The following is an 18,836-nucleotide window of genomic DNA, read 5'->3' as shown; positions in this document are numbered from 1 at the left end:
GCAAAAGTGTGCTTAGAGAGATCTATGCTGTACCCATTTTTCAGACAGAAATCTCAACGTTTTAAGATAGGTTTTTAGTTTTATATTCTATTACCTTGGTTACAATCGGAGATAACTTTTGGCTATTTTATGCTGTACCCATTTTTCAGACCGAAATCTCAACAATTTAAGATAGGTTTTTAGTTTTATATTCTTTTATCTTGGTTAAAATCGGATATAACTTTTGGCTATTTTAAGAAGCCAAAAAAAGTTATTCTGATTTTATGCCACTTCTTTTTTGTAATAATTATTATAAGGCGTTCCAAAATAAAATAATTAAATAAAATAAAATTGGAAGTATAGGGACATTTTGTTGCCTCTGCAAAGTTGAAGTAATAGCTATTGATTATTGAAATTGTCCCTCAACAGTGATATGTTTCTATTTTGTCTGTAAAGTCAATTTTTCTTGATTTCCCATTATTTGCCACATTAGAAATATCTACTCTAGTTTATCTAATGCGCTTTTTTGTATAAGATAGAGCAATAGTTCCCTTTTGGGATTACCTGATGCTGTTTGGCTTGTTAGAAAAGAGAATTTTGATTCAGGTTTTTAGCCACCAAATTAACTTCAAATGGAAAGGCGAATGCTTCTATAGGATGATGTTGCAACCATTTTGCTTCGTCTTCTGGTTTTAGTATTACAGGCATACGTTTTTTGATATTGTGTATTTCTGACATAACTGTGTTGGCATGGGTGGTAACAATAGCATAGGTGTTTTTGATTTCACCTGTGATTGTATTGGTCCATTGCGCATAAATTCCAGCGAAAGCAAACAGATCCTCATTCCCAATTCCGATTTCAAATTTGTTTTTATTTTTTCCTTTGCTGTCAAGCCATTGCCATTCATAGAAGCCATTCACAATCACAAGACATCGCTTATTTACTGAGTTTTTGAAGGAAGGTTTTTCGTTGATTGTCTCTATTTTAGCGTTTAAGGTGAATTTTTTTATGTCTTCATCTTGAGCCCACGCTGGTATCAAGCCCCAATTGTAATGCGTAATGATGTTTGGTTTTTCATCAATGATTACTGGAGTTTTGGGATGTTCAAAACCATTGGCATGAGTTGCTGGTTTGAATTCTAGCGGATTGTCAATTGTAGCCTTGAACCTACTTTGTACTTCAAAAGCTATTTTGGTTAGTTTGGAATGATAACACATACTCTTCCCTTTAACTTTTTAATTTTCGAGTTCTTTTAAAATTGCATTCACATCTTCTGCTGTTATGGTTAGTTTTAACTTGCAAAATTTAATTAGTGTAGTGGCTCTTTTGACTTTCTCAGAAAGGTCATCAACTGATATTTCGCCTTGTTCTATTTCGGATACAATACTTTGCAATTCTTCAAAAGCTTTTGTGTAATTTAGTTCATCTTCCATTTTATTCTTTGATTTTTGTGATGGTGCTTTCTATCGTTCCGTTAAAAAGCACTGTTTCTATAGTAGTTCCCTCTTGAAGGTGCGTTGTATTTTTGACTGCTTTACCATTATGATAGGTGATACTAAAACCTCTTTTTAAAACATTTACAGGATCCATGATTTGGATGTTTTTTTCAATGTATGCCAATGCAAGTTCGGCATTTTTAAAGTTTTTAATGGATGCCGTTTTTATGGTTTCTTGCATTAATAATACCGCTAATTGTGATTGCTCAATCCTATCGGTTGTAGCCATCTGAGTTTTATGATACAAAGATTCTAAAACGTTATTGCTGTTTTTTATAATGAATTGAGATTGTTGCTTTATGGCATAACTTGCATTTTTTATTTTGTTTTCATTATTGTTAAGTATGGTATTTGTCAATGAACGAAACAATTTCAGTTCGGATTCTAGAGTCACATTCTCTTCACTGATCAACCGTCTGGCTTTGTCTATTATTTTTTCTTTTGCCTTTTGAATGGGAACCGAAATATTATGGAATTTTTGAAGGAGATATTCCGCAAGTTTTGTTGGTGTTATGGCATTGGTATGCGCGATCATTTCACATACGGTTTCATTGGTTACATGACCAATACCCGTAAAGACAGGAATGGGGAATAGTGCTATAACTTTGGCTAGTTCATACTTATTGTAACAGGATAGGCCGACATCGCCACCACCGCCTCTTATGATGGCTACTGCATCAAAATGATGGATCACTTTCCTTATTCGCTCTAGCTGAGCAATAATACCCGTTACAGCTTTATCACCTTGTAATATGGATGGAAACAAGAGGTAAAAGAATTTATAATTCCAATTGTTGTTGTCAATTACATTTAAAAAATCACCGTAGCCTTTGCTGGTTTCTACTGAAATGATTGCTAGCCTTTGCGGTAATAAAGGAAGTTCCAGCTTTTTGTTTACATCATAAATTCCTTCTTCTTTTAATTTTTTGATGGTTTGTCGCTTTTCATTTTCTAAATCTCCTAAGGTAAACTGTGGATCAATATCTATAATTTGGAGTGAACGACCGAAAGCGGGGTCAAAGGAAATTTTAGCCAGAAACAATATTTTAATCCCGTCTTTAAGCGGTTCCTGTAAAATTCTTAGAAAGTTGCGGTTTATATTTTGATAATCATCACGCCACATGGTTGCTTTGCATTGGGCTACAATTTTACCATCTACTTTTTCTATAATTTCAGGAAAACAATGCCCTGAATGACTGTAATGATTCAGTTTGTTCATTTCCGCTTTAATCCAAAAAACACTAGAATATCGTTGTTCCAGTGTTTTTTTGATGCTTTTTGTTACTTCAAGTAGCGAAAAAATAGTTTTGTCATCGGTTTTCTCAGGCATTCTGACGTTGGATTTATGCATCAAAGGACAGTTCCTTTTTTATTTTATCAAAGATAAAGTAGTTTTTTCAGATTGTTATAAATGGTTCAAAATGATTTAATAAATTTTTGTGGTGAAGAATGGGAACTATTTTCCTGTTTGTTCAATATGTTACTATTTCTAGAATCCTAGTCACATAGAAAGCAATCTTGAGCGAAAGGGTAATGATACTTATGGACAATAGTGATCAAAAATACGATATCAAAACAAAAATTATTTCTCAAAAAAAAGAGGCTTACTTGCCTCTTGATAGTCTCTCTCAAAATTTTACGATAAATCCATAGTCCCTGCCAATGACTATTTCTCCTGAAAAAAGGGCACAGGCCGTTCAAAAGGTTGTCATTGTTCGTGCTGCGCACGCAAAGAAACCTTATCTGTTAGCCACAGTATTTTTAATCACTACTTGTTGTTATATAAATTTCATGTCTGTATTTTGGTGTAACTATTTTTATTTCCTTTTCATTCCTCTTTTCCATAGTGATTTTTAACCCTTTCTTATTTACAGTTTCATTTTCTCGCTTATAGATTTTCTGTTCATCTCCATTTTCACAGCTTTCATATTCTTTTTTGATAATCATTTTTCCTGTCAATAAATTGAAATCTACATCTGTCCAGTAGTCACATAGTCGTCCATATGTACTTGAATAACCAATTAAGTAAAATTCTCCATCTTGATAGCGATATTTATCTGTATGTCCCCATTTCCAACTACTTCCACCATTTTGACTTACAAGCAAAATGCCATTTTTAATTTTAATTTCTTCGAATGGGTCACCCATCATTCCGCCATCTCGACTACCATATAGAGCAGACTTAGATTTTTTCCAAACAACCCAATTATTACTTTCTTTCTTATAAATTATTAATTCTCTTGGAACACTTTCAAAAGTATCTTCTTTTTCCTTTTGAGTATTGTAAGCTATGACTAATTCATCTATTCCATCTTTATTTAAATCACCTTTAACTGTGTCAACAATTGAGTAATTTTTCGGAATAAGCAAATTTTGTCCAGACATGGTCTGAATTCCAATTAATGAAAGGAAAATAAGTTGTGTTAGTTTCTGCATAATATTTTGGCTAATGGTTTGCATCTGCCCAATTGATCTGTCTTTTACTGTAAAAATTGATTTGAATAACTAATGTTCTATTAACCATAAAACTATCTACGGAACACGAATCTCTGCTTTTTGGGTAGCTGCTTTTACCAGCTAGTGTTTTCAAAGTCAGTCCATGTAGCATTTTGCAATTGTCTATGAAAATTCTTTATTCCTAAGCTATTATAGTTCACTATATAAAGATCTTCTTCTGTTGGTAAATGCTCGGCTGTACAATGAGGACAAATATATTTATTTGATACAAAGTCGTAAATTTTTATACCTCTGTAATCGTATTGCATCATTAACCAATTTCGGTAGTCGATTGTTAAAGAATGTTGATATGAATTTTCAGGCGCGAGAAGTTATGATAAATTATTTTGATCTGCATAATTTTTAAAATTCCTTTGATAGAAATCAAGTGAGATATGTCTTTCAAATACAGCTGGGTGTTGATAAGCGTTGTTGCATTTTGAGCAACGCAGGATTCGAATATTGTCTTTTTCTTTTATTGGTTTAAACAAATAAATCTGATCTGGTGTTGTGTTTTGGTCAAATAAAAATCTAAGTATGTCATAGAAAATTGGATACCATACACTTTGAGTTTTATCTGTATAATATGGTCCCCAGTCATTTAGAGACCCAGCACCACTAGCAGGCAAACTTCCACCTGCTCTTAGGCTTTTGAAAGTTGTCAGCCAAGTTGAGTCATTATTATACTCTACTAGTTTTATTAACGTTTCCACGTATATCTTTGATTTATTGATTCCCATAATTACAATTGCTATTAACGTCAGTTCGTCTAAAAAACTATAAACCAACTACTTCATTACTCATAGAGTAAATATATAAAATTTTAACTACATTTAAAATTCGTTCTAGTAAAACTCGCTTTATGATTATTAAAATAAAACAGCCCGTAAAAAGGGTTAAATATTGCTCTTAAACTTCCAAAATACAAAGCCAATATATTATGATATTGTTTTAATAGATTGTGTTCAATCAGGTTTAAGATTCGGCGCAGGTTGTAGGCGGTATAAATCAATCCAACATCAGCTGCAGCGCATTTTATGGTTTTCTTGATCATAATATAATAAAAGTCCCATTGCCGCTTTATAACCCAATAAGGAAAGAAGCAACTCGTTACAAGCGAGCGCCAAAGGGAGCCTTTTTTATATGCCTTGTACATTGAAATATATTCGGGTAACCGAATTTACTCCTTATTAATTCGTAATGATTTCTATTAATTTGTGCATCGTAAAAATACGGAATAATGCCAATAGTCCATAAAATTCTTGGTAAACATCAGCAAAAAAATCAACACTGATTAATATAGTTTTGACCTCATTCTCATCTCAAATCAATTCGCTGTTCCACTGCTGCAATTGCATTTACTGTTTTGATTACAGAATCTGGAGTAACAGAAATACTGTCTATTCCCAATTCTACTAAAAACTGAGCAAAATCAGGGAAGTCACTTGGACCTTGGCCACAAATACCAACTTTCACACCAGCTTTTTTAGCGGTTTGTATCAGCATTTCTAGCATTTTTTTGACTGCAGGATTTCGTTCATCATATAAATGTGCTACTAAAGAGGAATCTCTGTCAAGTCCCAGTGTGAGCTGGGTTAAATCATTACTGCCTATGGAAAAACCATCTATATGTTTTGCAAATTCTTCTGCTAAAATTATATTAGACGGAATTTCGGCCATCAAATACAATTCTAGTCCATTTTCGCCACGCTTCAAGCCGTATTCATTCATTACGTCGCTAACTTTATGCAGCTCCTCAACAGTTCTGCAAAAAGGAATCATGACCGCAACATTGCTCAATCCAATTTCATCTCGCACTTTTTTGATGGCTTTACATTCTAAAGCAAAAGCGGGTTTATAAGTTTCTGAATAATAACGGGACGCACCTCTCCAACCAATCATGGGGTTTTCTTCATGCGGTTCATAATACTTCCCACCCAATAAATTGTAATATTCATTCGATTTAAAATCTGAAAATCGAACTATCACTTTATGTGGGTAAAATGAAGCGGCAATTTTAGCGATCCCGTTTGATAGTTTTTCGATAAAAAAGTGTTCTTCATTTTCATAACCGATAATTTTTTTCTCAATTTCTACTGTAAGCGCCTGATCATTTAACGATCGGTGATTTAAAAGCGCTAACGGATGGACTTGAATATAATTATTGATGATAAATTCCTCTCGAGCTAAACCAACGCCTTTATTGGGTAAATGAGAAAATTGGAAAGCTAAACTTGGTGATGCCACGTTCAACATAATATCCGTTCTTACTTTGGGTAAATTGCGAAGATCGTATTCTGATTTTTCGTATTTAATTTCGCCCTCGTAAATATAACCTTCATCACCTTCGGCGCATGAAACCGTAATGATTTGTCCCTCTTGTAGCAATTCAGTAATATTGCCACAACCAACAATAGCTGGCACGCCTAATTCCCGTGCTACAATAGCTGCATGGCAGGTTCTTCCACCTTTATTGGTAATAATGGCTGATGCTTTTTTCATTATAGGTTCCCAATCAGGATCGGTCATATCGGTAACTAATACAGAACCCGCAATGAACTCGTGACCTTCACTTACTCTTTTGTCTAGCGAATATAATATCGTTGCTGGGCCAGATCCGATTTTATCTCCAACAGCAATCCCTTTGGTAATCAACTGTTTTAGTCGCTCTTGATCTTCGATTCGATATTCCGTGATGTTGTGTCGGTCTTTTTGAGAATGAATAGTTTCCGGTCGCGCTTGTACAATAAATAATTCTTTAGACAAACCGTCAATGGCCCATTCAACGTCCATTGGTGTCCATTTTTGTTTTATGGTCGTATAATAATCTTCAATTATAGCAACCCATTTTGCTAATTTAATGATGGTTTCATCTTTTAAACAAAAACGGTTGCGAAATGAATTTTCGGTTGGAATAATTTTTACACGTTCATCCCCACCTTCTCCATAAATCATCATTTTATCTTTGTTGCCCATCTTTTTTTCGATGATGGCATTAAAACCTAGCTTTACAAGGGGTTTAAATACAATATATTCATCAGGTGACACAGCACCTTGCACTATCATTTCACCCAAACCAAAAGAGGCATTAATAACTACGGCATCTTTAAAACCACTTTCCGTATCAATAGAGAAAGCAACTCCCGAAGTGCCTAAGTCGCTACGCACCATTTTTTGCACACATACTGACAAAGCCAACTGAAAATGATCGTATCCAAAACTCTGACGGTAGCTTATGGCTCGATCTGTGAACAACGATGCAAAACATTTTCGCACACAATCAATAATGTTTTCTGGACCTCGTACGTTCAAGAATGTCTCTTGCTGTCCAGCGAATGAAGCATCAGGTAAATCTTCAGCGGTAGCGCTACTACGAACGGCTACATCAGTAAAATCTTGATCGTATTGCTTTGAAATTCTTTCATAAGAAGCAATGATTTCTTCACTAACATCCGCTGGAAATTTTCCATTCAAGATGAGCTGTCGCACTTGCATTCCCCCTCTTCGCAATGATTCAATATTGTCGTAATCAATTTCAGCAACAATTTCATTGATGGTTTTTTCTAAATTGTTGTGGCTAATAAATTCATAATAGCCATCAACGGTAATAACAAAACCATCAGGAATATTGACTCCTAGTGAAGTAAGGTGTTCTAACATTTCGCCTAATGAGGCATTCTTGCCCCCAACGAGTGCAATATCATCAATGCCAACGCTGATGAGTGGTAAGGTGTATTTCATATTAAATTGTATATAGTTGGTTGGTTAATAGTAGTTGGGTTATTTGTAATAGTAGTCAATTGAACAAAATTTTTTATCTAGTTTTTGAAAAATTAAAAAACGTATGTTGCTAGAGGTTTAATTTTAGCAGACTTCATTTTGAATTTATGATTCAATGCAGTTTTTTAATCATTCCTGCATTTTTCATGCTAAGGAACCAATGCTGCCAAATAGTATTTTTTACGTTACTGAGTTTTTGAAGTTCTTTTTGATAATCAATTTCTTCTTGGTTTACATTGGTAAAAGTCTCTTGACCAGACTGCATCGATTCTGGTAAATTACTTGCTTCTTGTCCATTGACGTAGATTTGATCTTGTGTTAGGTACGTAACGCATCCTAAAATAGAACGTAACGTTGTTTTTCCTGAACCTGACGGTCCAATAATGAGTCCCAATTCTCCAAAATAAAAACTGAATTTAGAATAGTTAAACGTCGTTATTGTCATATCTCCCGTTTTGTAAATTTTATTTGTATTAACAACTTTTCAATTTCTTTGGGTTGATTCACAGTTACTTTTTTTAAATTTTATACTAAACCACCATCCACAATATTAAATCAGAATGGTGACATGATATTTTAATAGATTACTTTTTATCCTGCTTTTCCAACATTGGGATTAAACTAGATTATGGGAATATTATCTCTCATTTATAGATTTAAAACCACGGTAAAAAATTCATTTTCATGATTGTAAGTGCATCAAATTTATAATTTGCACGACAATTGTTATTTTGTTTATCTATTATTCAAAAAAGTTAGACAAATATAATTTAAAAAATGAATTCCTTACCTTTTTTATCTTTTTTTTTACGTTTTAATATTTTTAATGGATTAATGACTGCAATTATTCAATAATTAGTCTTTTGTTTACTAGTTTTAATTTAGGCTAGTTACTTGCATTATCATTAAATACATGCATGGGCTAGTATTTAAATTCTGTTGCTGCAAGGCTTTTGAATCAAAAAAAGCTAGTAAACAATTTCTAAATTTTTACAGTTTTATGATCTCTATCGCAGATTGCTAAGATTCGGAAAGTATTGCTACGCTACCATCCTTATCATTTATTCTATACCAAGAGAGATTATATCTATGACTTAATCTTTCATCTTTATTCTTGGTAAATTGATTTCGTGTTCTTGAGGATATGGAGCTCGTTCGGTGGTGCTAATATCGCCTCGCAGTTGTTCTGTTGCCTTAAATTGAAGTGTTTTTGAATTGGCATATCTTGGATCAGGCTTAAAAGGCATTTTGGCCATTTTTGAAACAGTAATGGTTGGAAAATGATAATCTACCTCAACCGTGCCTAAAAGTAAATAACATCCACCACCTTTGAACGAATAGTTGATTAGGCTTTTAGGAAAATGTGCTGTATCAAAATAATCTCCATTCGCATCAATCCAAGTGCCAAAAAACATCATTCCCATTTTTGTAGGGACTTGTTTTATAGATACTAAGTAAGCAATCAATTTCACTTCTTTCTTTAGGTAGTTAATGAGGTTATTGGCCAAAATACCACTCTTGAATTTAGTTTCTAATAAATCAAATGGTGAACATGAAACCGGAAAACTCAACAATTCAATTTCATCAAAAGCATCTTCTAAAATGGAACGTTCTATAATTGGAAATTTGTATTCCTTAGTTGGTTCTTCAATTAGTAAAGGAGTATTTACCTCCAGTTTATGATGTATCAAAAGCATTCGAGCCTCGATAATTAATTGACTTTTTGTTTTGCCAGTGCACCTGAAGGCTCCAATAAATATTAATGTTTGGATACTTTCTAATCCTGATGGGACTCTGGTGATGAAATTTTCAATCGATTTGAATGCACCATTTTTTTCTCGTTCAGCAACAATACTGAAAATATACTCGCTGTTTAGATTTTTTAAAAGCATAAAACCCAAATACACATCGGTTCCATAAACGGTAGTCTGATAAACACTTTTGTTGATACAGGGATTATGTATAGTTGCGCCACTCATTTTGGCTTCGTGAATGTAAATTTCGGGTCTGTAGAAACCACCACCATTATTGATAGCTGCTACCATAAACTCAATGCCGTAATAAGTTTTTAAATACAAGCTTTGGTAACTTTCTACGGCATAACTTGCCGAATGCGCTTTACAAAAAGAATATCCTGCAAAGCTTTCTATTTGCCTGTAGACTTCTTCACTCAGTTTTTCTGGATGCCCTTTGGCTTTGCAAGAAACAAAAAATTGGTTTTTTACGGATTGTAATTCTGCTAACGAACGTCCTTTTCCGCTGATGGCTCTTCTGAGAATATCGCCATAGGCAGCAGTCAACCCACCATAATGTAACGCAATTTTAATTACATCTTCTTGATAGACCATGACACCATAGGTTTCGCCCAACTGCTCTTTGAAAACCTCATGAAAATATTCAAATTTATCTGGATTATTGTGCCGGAATATATATTCTCGCATCATTCCACTTTGAGCCACTCCAGGACGAATGATACTTGACGCGGCCACTAGTGTTTTGTAATTGTCGCATTTTAAACGTCGTAACAAACCTCGCATAGCAGGACTTTCTATATAAAAGCAACCTAAAGTTTTACCTATACTGAGTAACTCGTTGCATTTGGCTTCGTTTTTAGACAATGAAGTATCCGAGATATCCACTTTAATTCCTCTGTTTTTTTCAATAATTTTAACGGCTTCATCAATGGTACCCAAACCACGCTGACTTAAAATATCGAATTTTTCAAAGCCTATATCTTCAGCTACATGCATATCAAATTGCACAATTGGAAAGCCTTTTGGAGGCATTTCTAGTGCAGTGAAATTGGTAATTGGTTCTTCAGAAATGATGATGCCGCAGGAGTGCATGCTTCTTTGATTTGGATATTTCTCTAGCATTATTCCGTATTCTTCGACATATTTTACCACCGAGTTACTTTCTCTTTGTCGTCCTTTGGCTTTAGATAATCCATCCAATTCGTCTTTAGACAATCCAAAAACTTTACCCATTTCTCTAAAAATAGATCGGTATTTGAATTCTACATTTGTGCCACAAAAGGCTACGTGATTTGGATCAAAACGCTTAAAAATATATTCTAAAATAAAATCACGTTCGCGCCAAGACCAATCGATATCAAAATCTGGTGGCGATTTTCGGTTTTCATTTAGGAATCGTTCAAAATATAAATCGAGTTCGATAGGACAGATGTCTGTAATACCAAGACAATAACTCACGATACTATTGGCACCACTACCCCGCCCTACGTGCATAAAACCTTGACTTTTGCTGTACTGGATAATGTCCCAAGTGATTAGAAAATAGCCACTAAAGTTTAAGTCGTTGATTACTTTAAGTTCCTTTATTACTCTAGCTTGCGCTTCTTTGTTCGTGTTTCCATATCGTTTTACTAAACCACTTTTTGCTAAGTTTTCTAATAATAAGCGGTCGCCTTCTTTGCTTTTGGTGTAGAATTTTTTGTTTCGAGGCGTTTTAAATTCAAATTCAAAATTGCATTCTTCCATAAGGAATTCGGTATTTTTTATAATTTCTGGATACTCACTGTACTTTTTAAGCAACTCTTCGGGACTTGTCAGTATTTCAGAAGTCTTGCAAATGTCCTCCTCTGTTAGTTTTGACAATAAGGTGTTGTTGTCTATGGCACGCAGAATTCTATGTAAGTTAAATTCCTTTTTGGATCTAAAAGTAACGGGTTGCAGGATTACCGCTTTTTGAATGATTGGCTTCCATTCGGTTTTGAATAATTTTATCACTTCTTCTGGTCGAATGCCAATGTATTCAAAATTTCGCAACTCGTTCGGCATATTAGCTGTTGGATAGATCACAAATACATTTTCAAATGCTGGCGCGACCTCTGGCAAATGGGTTTTGGATAGATTATGATGGGTTAGCAGCCGACACATTTCGCCAATGCCTTTTTGGTTTTTGGCTAAGCCAATAAAAAGCAATCTGTTGTTTTGTCTGAACTCAACACCCACAATTGGTTTTATGCCAACTTCATTGCATTGTTTTGTAAAATCGTAAATGCCAGTTACCGTATTAATATCGGTCAATGCAACTGAGGTAAGGCCTGAAATTTTAGCTTGTTGAACAAGTTCGTTCAGCGGAATTGTTCCGTAACGTAAGCTATGATAAGAATGGCAATTGAGATACATTGTGATGGTAATTGAAAATTAACGATTTTTGATTTTATAGTTTTTTGCGTTAGGGATGGAAGCGGCATCCTTTTGTGCAGCGCTAGCGGAACAAAAGATATGAGCCCGACCCGCCTCTTTCGGCGGCAAACGCCCACCCAAACCAGAACATGCAAACTGACGAAGTAAATTGTTTTTACTTTGCTTTTTGTTTTATAATGGTGCCTGAACAACGTGAAACCGCATCAAAACCAAACCTATTTTTAATTTTGTCAATGGCTTGGTAGAGCGATAATAATTCTGTTGTGTCTTCAAACATATTGATTTGATAGGTCCCACGAACCAATCCTGTGAACCGTATTCCCACCAACCGCAAGCGCATTCTTCTGGTGTACACTTTCTCAAAAAGGTCTATTGCTGTTTTAGTTAAAATATGATCGAAAGAAGTGTACGGAATTTTGATTTGTTTGGTCTCTGTATCAAAATTATTGTACCGTATTTTAAGTACTACTGTTGATGCTAAAAATCCTTCTGAACGCAATTGATAGGATAGTTTTTCGACCATTCCTGTGATTAGAGATTTAATGTTGTAAACGTCAATGGTATCGGTTTCAAAAGTATGTTCGGTTGAAATCGATTTTCTTTCGGTGTACGGTTCTACCGGATTGTTGTCTATTCCGTTTGCTTTTTTCCAGATTTCCACTCCATTTTTACCAATCATTTGTTGTAAAACTTCGACTGGCATTTCGGATAGTGTTTGGATGTTTCTAATACCAATTCTGGATAGTAATTGAAAAGTAACGTCGCCCAACATTGGAATTTTTTGAATAGGCAATGGATTTAAAAAAGGTTTTACATTAGCACCAATAATTTCTATTTTGCCTAAAGGTTTTGCTTCACCGGTTCCAATTTTAGAAACTGTTTTATTTACCGAAAGAGCAAAACTTATTGGTAAACCACTTTCTTTTAGAATTTTGCTAGATAGTTCTGTGGTCCACTTGTAGCAACCAAAAAACTTATCCATACCGGTTAGGTCTAAATAAAACTCATCGATGCTTGCTTTTTCAACAATTGGCGCTACTTCTTTTATAATCGAAGTTACTTCATGTGACTTATTCGAATAGTATTCCATATCTCCTTTGATAACCGAAGCTTGAGGGCAAAGACGTAAGGCATATTTTATTGGCATTGCAGAACGGACTCCAAATTTTCTAGCCTCGTAGGAGCACGAAGCCACAACACCACGATCAGAGCTCCCACCAATAATTAATGGCAATCCTATTAACTTTGGATTTACTAATCTTTCGCAGGAAACAAAGAAGGTATCTAAGTCCATATGTACTATTGCTCTATTCATCATCATTTCTATTTTATACCCTGCAAAATTAGTACAGATACTAACAATTTTATGTATATTTGTTGTTCCAAATTATAACAAAATAGCTATGTCTTTATTTTCTGATAATATTAGGAATCTTAGGGTGCAACATAAAATTTCGCAAGAGAAGCTGGCTGAATCCTTAGGGATAACAAGAGGCAGATACGTTAAATATGAAGATGGAACCTCTGAAGCTCCGTATGAAATATTGAAGAAAATGGCGCATTATTACCACATCAGTATTGACTTGTTGCTCTCTGTTGATGTTCGGAAAATTCCAGTAGATGATTTGTTGCAATTGGAAAATAATCGATTGGTATTGCCAATCACAGTAGACAATAAGGGAGAAAATTTTATTGAAGTTGTCACTCAAAAAGTAAAAGCAGGGTACTTGAATGGATATGCTGATCCCGAATATATTGAGCGTTTGCAGCAAATTTCATTACCTTTTTTGGGAACAGGAAAGCACAGGGGTTTTCCGGTTGAAGGCGATTCGATGCCTCCTCATGCAGATGGCTCTATCATTGTTGGACGGTATATTGAAAAGTTAGGAGATGTCAAGGATGGTAAAACTTATATTGTAATCACTAAGAATGAAGGTTTGGTGTACAAGCGATTGAACAAAAACAAAAAAAACACACTTGTTGTAGCCTCAGACAATACTTTTTATCCTCCTTATGAAGTTAAGGTTTCTTCCATCCTTGAAATTTGGGAATACGTGTGTAACATTGGGCTCTCTGATGAAAAACAAGAATTAACGGAATCTGCCAGTGTAAAAGATCTGTTTTTAGAGTTGAAAAGAGATATTAGTGAGTTGAAAACAAAGCGGTAGTTATCAGTGAATGCTTTCCATATAAAATAATGCCGAAGTCAGGAGACTTCGGATAGCGGTGTTCTTTTAAAATTGCATTCACATCTTCTGCTGTTGTGGTTAATGAAATGATAAGTCACGCATATATTAGACCTACACAGGTTTATTTAAATAAATTACTGAATAAGAAACTTGATAAAATTGTTGATGATGTATTTGAAAATTCAAAATATTATTAAAATAAAAACCATGTAATAATCAAATTTATTGCGTTTAATTACAATACACAAATAATTTTGCGGTGTAAATAATTTTAATACGTCGCAAAAATGCGGTGATTAAGTTGATTAATCATCGCATACTTTTATGGATCTACAGGCGGTTTGGTACTATATTAAGTAGATTCTTCGTCTTTACCAAATCTTTAAAATAAAAAACCAATTTCAAATTAATCCGAATACCCAAATTGCTTGTAGCGTTTGCTAGTTGCGGTTTTTCTCCGGTCGTCATAGTGTCCAAGTTTTAATTGTCCCGTCATACGATGCACTTATTATTGTCTTGTTGTCTAAAATTTCAATTGATTGTACAAAATTTTGATGTTCAAGTTCTGAAATCAATTGTCCGTTTAAACTCCAAATTCTCACTTTATTATCTTCTCCACCAGTGGTAATATGTTTGTCGTCTATTAATTTAATAGTTCTTATTATTCCAATATGTGCCTTGATTGTCTTTACTTCTTGTTGCTGATAATTGTCTGTCAAAGTTCGTATTGAAATTTTACCATTCAAACTACCGCTGAATAGTTGTCTTGTTTGCTTATTATAAGCAAGACTGATAATCGGGTCGCTTTCTTGAAAAGTTTTGATTGATTTTTCTATTTCGCAATTCCATATTTTTATTGAGTTGTCTTCCGAACTTGAAGCAATAATGTTTTCGTCAAGTTTTATAACTTGCCAAACCCAATTTGTGTGTTCTTTAAAAGTTCTTAAAACAGTTCCGTCAAGATCAAAAATTTTGATGGTATTGTCCCCACTACTTGAAGCGAAAGTGTTGTTATCTATACGGCACAACGAAAGCACAATTGCCGAATGAGCTTTTATTTTATTTAATACTTTGTAGTCTCTCCAAACGATTACTTGTTGGTCTCGTGAACCAGAAATAAAAATGTCGTCATTTATTTTCTCAATACACAAAATCGAATTTTGATGTCCTTGCAGAGATTGCTTTTGTTTTCCTGAAACAGTCCAAGCCTTTATTTCTTTGTCCCTGCCACCACTTAGAATTGTGTTGTTATCAATTTTGAGTAGTGACCATATGTAGCCCAAATGACCAGTAAAAGGTTCTTTGCTAATTTCTGTTTCTTTTTTTGAATATAGAATATCGCTTCTTAAAACAAATTTTTCGCCTTGTGTTAAAACTTCTCCTTCGTGCCATACATTGTGGTCAAAAACAATTAGATCGCCTTGTTTGGGAATATATGAAGCCCAAATTTCATTCGTTTCCTTTGTTTTGAAAAATAAAGTTCGTCCACCTTCAAATTCTGTTGCATTGTTCAAATAAATCATAAAAGTCAACTTTGATTGCGTTGTGTCATTTCGATAGTGAACGCCATCAAGATGTCTGTGGAAATATTGGTTAGACGAATATTTGCAAAATCTAAGTCTGTTATTCAATCCTTTTAAATGCCAAACTCCATTTTCGGATTGAATAACTGAGTTTATTTCGATTGTCTCAGGTAGATACGATTTTACTTTTTCAAAAAGTTGGTTAGCTAAAGTATCACTGTCCATTACAAATCTATCGTTGTTCCTGTAATAGGTTGGATAATTTGAAATAGCTTTTTGAAATGAGTTTTTAATGTCGATATTTAATAATTCCTCGCATTCTGCTTTAGAAAAAAGAGATGGGATTACAAAACAAGTAAAGTTTGTATCCGGCAGAATATTTTGTATTTCAATTTTAGAAGTTATCAAAGTAATTCTATTTCCATTTGTAAGTTCTGTTTGGCTTGTATCTCAAATTTGTTGTGAAAGAAGTCAGTTTTGAATATTCTTTCCATTGACAAAAAATGAATTAAAACTTTCTTTCGACCTGGATTGTAAACGAAATCGGGATAAATAGAATATTCCTCTCTAACGTTTTTATAATACAGTGAATACGTTTCCCAGTTATGGCCTAAAACTGAAAGGTCGGCATCTGTAAAATAATTAGTGTCGCTATCGGTTGATTTTATGTGAGATTTAGTTGCTAAAATTTGATTTTTGCAAAGTTCTATTTTGTCATTAGAAACCAAAATTTGTTTCATCCGTTTTTCAGCAAGTTCAGCACTTTTTTCTTCGTTATCTGATTTTAGAGAATTGTAAACTATGTCGTGGTAATAGAGACTAAACAAAATGTTGTTCCAATTTTGTATTTCTCCTTTTACATCGGTCAATTGAGCCAATAAACTGTCAAGGTGATGTAAAGTATGATAATATCTTTTTTTGCTTGAATAGTTTTTCTCTATTTCTGTCCATAGTTCATTTGTCAGACGGTCGTTGTCTGTATAGTTTGTCAAAAGTCTTATGAATGTTTCTTTTAACAAGGTCATCTTTTTAAAATCACAGTTAACGTTCTGGTAATATAGCGGGTTTGGGACTAAATTAAGCCCTATTTTCGGATTTGCCAAATCATTCGAAGTACAAGACAATCTTTCCATTAAGCCAAACGCCCAAATCTGTTGGAGTAGTTGTTGGTAGTAATTTACATAAAGTCAAAAACTGTTTTATTTTCAAAATCTTCCATTGTTAAAGCAAAACTATCTTCTTTAAAAGGAAAAATTGAATGAATTGTTATTTCTTTTTCTTTAGTAACTGAAATCAAATTTCTGTATCTTTTTGAAGAAGGATATGTTCTGACGTTAATTGCAGAAGTATTTTCAATTATTTTTGCTTTTGAATTTTGATAAAGTACAACTTTGTCAAAATATTCAACGACACAACCTTCAGGCACAATTGATGTAGACAATGGTTTTAAAAAAATTGCGCTACCGTTTTTTAATGTGGGTAGGGCTTTATTTTTTGATACAAAATATAATTGTTTATCCTTTGGTTTATTTAAATTAATATTTACAAAACTTCCGTCTTTCATAAAAAAGAATCCAGAAGTTGAGCTGTTAAAACAATAACTAATTTGCTCTTTTTCTATTCTTGAATTGGTTAATAACGTTGAAAGACCATATTTTTCAGAACCAAAATCTGTGATTCTTCTTCTTTCGCTGTCTTCATCAAATTTCGAATAATTTAATTTATTTTCAATTTTTTCTGTTTCATTTACGTAATAATCAAAATCATTTTGCTTGTCATAATTTATAACATCATAACCAGACCAGCCTGTTCTAATTGATTTACAGGCGACAGCCTTTTCGTTAACTTTAAGATTGTTAGAACTGTTTAAAAATGTTCCGTGAAATAATCCGTTGCTATTTGATGATATAATTATCTCTCCTGATTTAGCATTTAGACAGGTTACTTTACCATCAAAACGTTTTTGAGGTTTAGTCGGTTCTAAATTATATCTGTCATCCGAATTTAAATTAATTTCATATAGACCTTCTTTACTACCAACATATAAGCGCATTGCGTACATTTTTAGGTCAAGTACTGGCATTGAAGGAACTTCATCAATTACAGTGTAATCATTTTCATCAAGAATTATTGTAAATTCCATTTCTTCAGAAGCTTTTTCCCATAAATGAATGAAACTTTTTTTCATCTCTCCAATACCAAAAAAAACCTCTGCCTGCCTGTTATTTAAATAGTCATTACGTTGGAATGAAACCCTTATTAAATTTTCAAAATCAGGATATTCGTTTACTAGTTTAGCTATAATACGTGATAAAGGAGAATAAACAATTTGACCATTTGAAAGAATGAAAAATAAATGACCACTGTAAATGTAACTTTCAATTGCATCTACTTCTAATGTAAATTTGAGAGTTTTCATATAGCGCCTTTTAAAATTTTAATATGCATTCTTTTATCAATTATTTTATCATTTAACCATTTATCTACAGTTTTTGTACTTGGTTCAAATTCTCCACTATGAACAGGAAAACCGTGCCAAGGGTCATCTGAATTTGCTGGATTTGGAAAGAAAGATAGTCTTTCTTCACCATCTCCAAGAATAATTTCACCATTTTCTAAAATTCCAAATAATCCGCAGTTCTCATCACAAATCCATTCCCCTTCGTCAGAAAGTTTAAAAACTTCGTATTGTTCATTTTGCTTAAGAATCCATTTTGTTTTATCAGAATTATTCTTCGCAGTTTTATTATGATAAAATACAGGATGGTAAAAATTCTTATTTTCTGTTGGTCCAAAATTACCATTTTCATTAAGTTTAACTTTCGGGAATGTATATTTCATACGTTTTATTTTAGTATTACCACTAACTTGTTTATAGGTCTCACAAAATCAAACAAATCACACCAAAACCGGGTTGGCTTGTCTGACTAAAGTTATCATTTTGCTTTTGCTAATCTATAATTAAATTATTACAAACAAAAATATTTTTAAGTATATAATCTTACATGGATTTGTACCTTGTTCCTTTTACAAAAATCTCCACAAGCTCTTTCATTTTCATAATAACTCTGCTGAAGCGGATTATTAACCGTACCCATTCCAATTAGAAACTCTAAATTATTATTCATTAATATAATTTTCTAATCTTCTTACTTTGTGCGAATACATTGTGTACACAAAATGTAAATCCGAGTAATCGA

General features: G+C 33.5%; 14 protein-coding genes. 1 reads left to right on the top strand and 13 read right to left on the bottom strand.

The genetic code is table 11. The annotated features are described in order from the left end of the window. Positions 1–561 precede the first annotated feature (561 nt). The 9 genes from AC061C_RS06610 to dinB all read right to left on the bottom strand — a co-directional run bounded on the left by AC061C_RS06610 (position 562) and on the right by dinB (position 13,239). Complete coding sequence (locus tag AC061C_RS06610; protein WP_478290513.1) at positions 562–1,197, bottom strand: SOS response-associated peptidase; 636 nt, start codon at positions 1,195–1,197, stop codon at positions 562–564. A gap of 18 nt (positions 1,198–1,215) precedes the next feature. Then, on the bottom strand, positions 1,216–1,413 hold the full coding sequence (gene xseB / locus AC061C_RS06605; RefSeq protein ID WP_478290512.1) for an exodeoxyribonuclease VII small subunit: 198 nt from the start codon (positions 1,411–1,413) through the stop codon (positions 1,216–1,218). Position 1,414: 1 nt separating this feature from the next. Beyond that, positions 1,415–2,827 (bottom strand): exodeoxyribonuclease VII large subunit, encoded by a 1,413-nt coding sequence (gene xseA, locus AC061C_RS06600; protein WP_478290511.1) that lies wholly within the window; start codon positions 2,825–2,827, stop codon positions 1,415–1,417. Between the two features lie 410 nt (positions 2,828–3,237). Further along, on the bottom strand, positions 3,238–3,912 hold the full coding sequence (locus tag AC061C_RS06595) for a hypothetical protein (protein WP_478290510.1): 675 nt from the start codon (positions 3,910–3,912) through the stop codon (positions 3,238–3,240). A gap of 392 nt (positions 3,913–4,304) precedes the next feature. Further along, a complete protein-coding gene (locus AC061C_RS06590) occupies positions 4,305–4,712 on the bottom strand; it encodes a hypothetical protein (protein ID WP_478290509.1) in 408 nt (135 codons plus the stop codon). 577 nt (positions 4,713–5,289) lie between these two features. After that, complete coding sequence (gene ppsA, locus AC061C_RS06585; RefSeq protein ID WP_478290508.1) at positions 5,290–7,713, bottom strand: phosphoenolpyruvate synthase; 2,424 nt, start codon at positions 7,711–7,713, stop codon at positions 5,290–5,292. A 151-nt stretch (positions 7,714–7,864) separates the two neighbouring features. Next, positions 7,865–8,197 (bottom strand): ATP-binding cassette domain-containing protein, encoded by a 333-nt coding sequence (locus AC061C_RS06580; protein ID WP_478290507.1) that lies wholly within the window; start codon positions 8,195–8,197, stop codon positions 7,865–7,867. A 649-nt stretch (positions 8,198–8,846) separates the two neighbouring features. Then, positions 8,847–11,903 (bottom strand): DNA polymerase III subunit alpha, encoded by a 3,057-nt coding sequence (locus AC061C_RS06575; protein WP_478290506.1) that lies wholly within the window; start codon positions 11,901–11,903, stop codon positions 8,847–8,849. Between the two features lie 175 nt (positions 11,904–12,078). Continuing rightward, positions 12,079–13,239: a DNA polymerase IV gene (dinB, locus tag AC061C_RS06570; RefSeq protein ID WP_478290505.1), complete on the bottom strand. Its 1,161-nt coding sequence runs from the start codon at positions 13,237–13,239 to the stop codon at positions 12,079–12,081. A gap of 88 nt (positions 13,240–13,327) precedes the next feature. Here dinB and AC061C_RS06565 point away from each other — a divergent pair, with 88 nt between their 5' ends. Next, on the top strand, positions 13,328–14,092 hold the full coding sequence (locus AC061C_RS06565) for an XRE family transcriptional regulator (protein WP_478290504.1): 765 nt from the start codon (positions 13,328–13,330) through the stop codon (positions 14,090–14,092). A 485-nt stretch (positions 14,093–14,577) separates the two neighbouring features. Here AC061C_RS06565 and AC061C_RS06560 read toward each other — a convergent pair whose 3' ends face one another. The 4 genes from AC061C_RS06560 to AC061C_RS06545 all read right to left on the bottom strand — a co-directional run bounded on the left by AC061C_RS06560 (position 14,578) and on the right by AC061C_RS06545 (position 18,477). After that, positions 14,578–16,044 carry a 2OG-Fe(II) oxygenase gene (locus tag AC061C_RS06560; protein ID WP_478290503.1) on the bottom strand — a complete coding sequence of 489 codons (1,467 nt, stop codon included), beginning with the start codon at positions 16,042–16,044 and terminating at the stop codon, positions 14,578–14,580. Then, positions 16,041–16,661 carry an HD domain-containing protein gene (locus AC061C_RS06555; protein WP_478290502.1) on the bottom strand — a complete coding sequence of 207 codons (621 nt, stop codon included), beginning with the start codon at positions 16,659–16,661 and terminating at the stop codon, positions 16,041–16,043. The genes AC061C_RS06560 and AC061C_RS06555 overlap by 4 nt, the downstream gene beginning before the upstream one ends. Positions 16,662–16,813: 152 nt before the next feature. Then, complete coding sequence (locus AC061C_RS06550; protein ID WP_478290501.1) at positions 16,814–18,055, bottom strand: hypothetical protein; 1,242 nt, start codon at positions 18,053–18,055, stop codon at positions 16,814–16,816. Beyond that, positions 18,052–18,477: a hypothetical protein gene (locus tag AC061C_RS06545; RefSeq protein ID WP_478290500.1), complete on the bottom strand. Its 426-nt coding sequence runs from the start codon at positions 18,475–18,477 to the stop codon at positions 18,052–18,054. The genes AC061C_RS06550 and AC061C_RS06545 overlap by 4 nt, the downstream gene beginning before the upstream one ends. Between the last annotated feature and the right edge of the window lie 359 nt (positions 18,478–18,836).

It is taken from the genome of Flavobacterium sp. GNP010 (assembly GCF_056428945.1).
This window is presented reverse-complemented; position numbering and strand designations above follow the sequence as displayed.

What these genes read in the sequence shown, in the direction of transcription:
- AC061C_RS06610 (WP_478290513.1), bottom strand. Translation starts at nt 1,197, where the DNA reads ATGTGTTATCATTCCAAACTAACCAAAATAGCTTTTGAAGTACAAAGT.
- xseB (WP_478290512.1), bottom strand. Translation starts at nt 1,413, where the DNA reads ATGGAAGATGAACTAAATTACACAAAAGCTTTTGAAGAATTGCAAAGT.
- xseA (WP_478290511.1), bottom strand. Translation starts at nt 2,827, where the DNA reads ATGCATAAATCCAACGTCAGAATGCCTGAGAAAACCGATGACAAAACT.
- AC061C_RS06595 (WP_478290510.1), bottom strand. Translation starts at nt 3,912, where the DNA reads ATGCAGAAACTAACACAACTTATTTTCCTTTCATTAATTGGAATTCAG.
- AC061C_RS06590 (WP_478290509.1), bottom strand. Translation starts at nt 4,712, where the DNA reads ATGGGAATCAATAAATCAAAGATATACGTGGAAACGTTAATAAAACTA.
- ppsA (WP_478290508.1), bottom strand. Translation starts at nt 7,713, where the DNA reads ATGAAATACACCTTACCACTCATCAGCGTTGGCATTGATGATATTGCA.
- AC061C_RS06580 (WP_478290507.1), bottom strand. Translation starts at nt 8,197, where the DNA reads ATGACAATAACGACGTTTAACTATTCTAAATTCAGTTTTTATTTTGGA.
- AC061C_RS06575 (WP_478290506.1), bottom strand. Translation starts at nt 11,903, where the DNA reads ATGTATCTCAATTGCCATTCTTATCATAGCTTACGTTACGGAACAATT.
- dinB (WP_478290505.1), bottom strand. Translation starts at nt 13,239, where the DNA reads ATGAATAGAGCAATAGTACATATGGACTTAGATACCTTCTTTGTTTCC.
- AC061C_RS06565 (WP_478290504.1), top strand. Translation starts at nt 13,328, where the DNA reads ATGTCTTTATTTTCTGATAATATTAGGAATCTTAGGGTGCAACATAAA.
- AC061C_RS06555 (WP_478290502.1), bottom strand. Translation starts at nt 16,661, where the DNA reads ATGACCTTGTTAAAAGAAACATTCATAAGACTTTTGACAAACTATACA.
- AC061C_RS06550 (WP_478290501.1), bottom strand. Translation starts at nt 18,055, where the DNA reads ATGAAAACTCTCAAATTTACATTAGAAGTAGATGCAATTGAAAGTTAC.
- AC061C_RS06545 (WP_478290500.1), bottom strand. Translation starts at nt 18,477, where the DNA reads ATGAAATATACATTCCCGAAAGTTAAACTTAATGAAAATGGTAATTTT.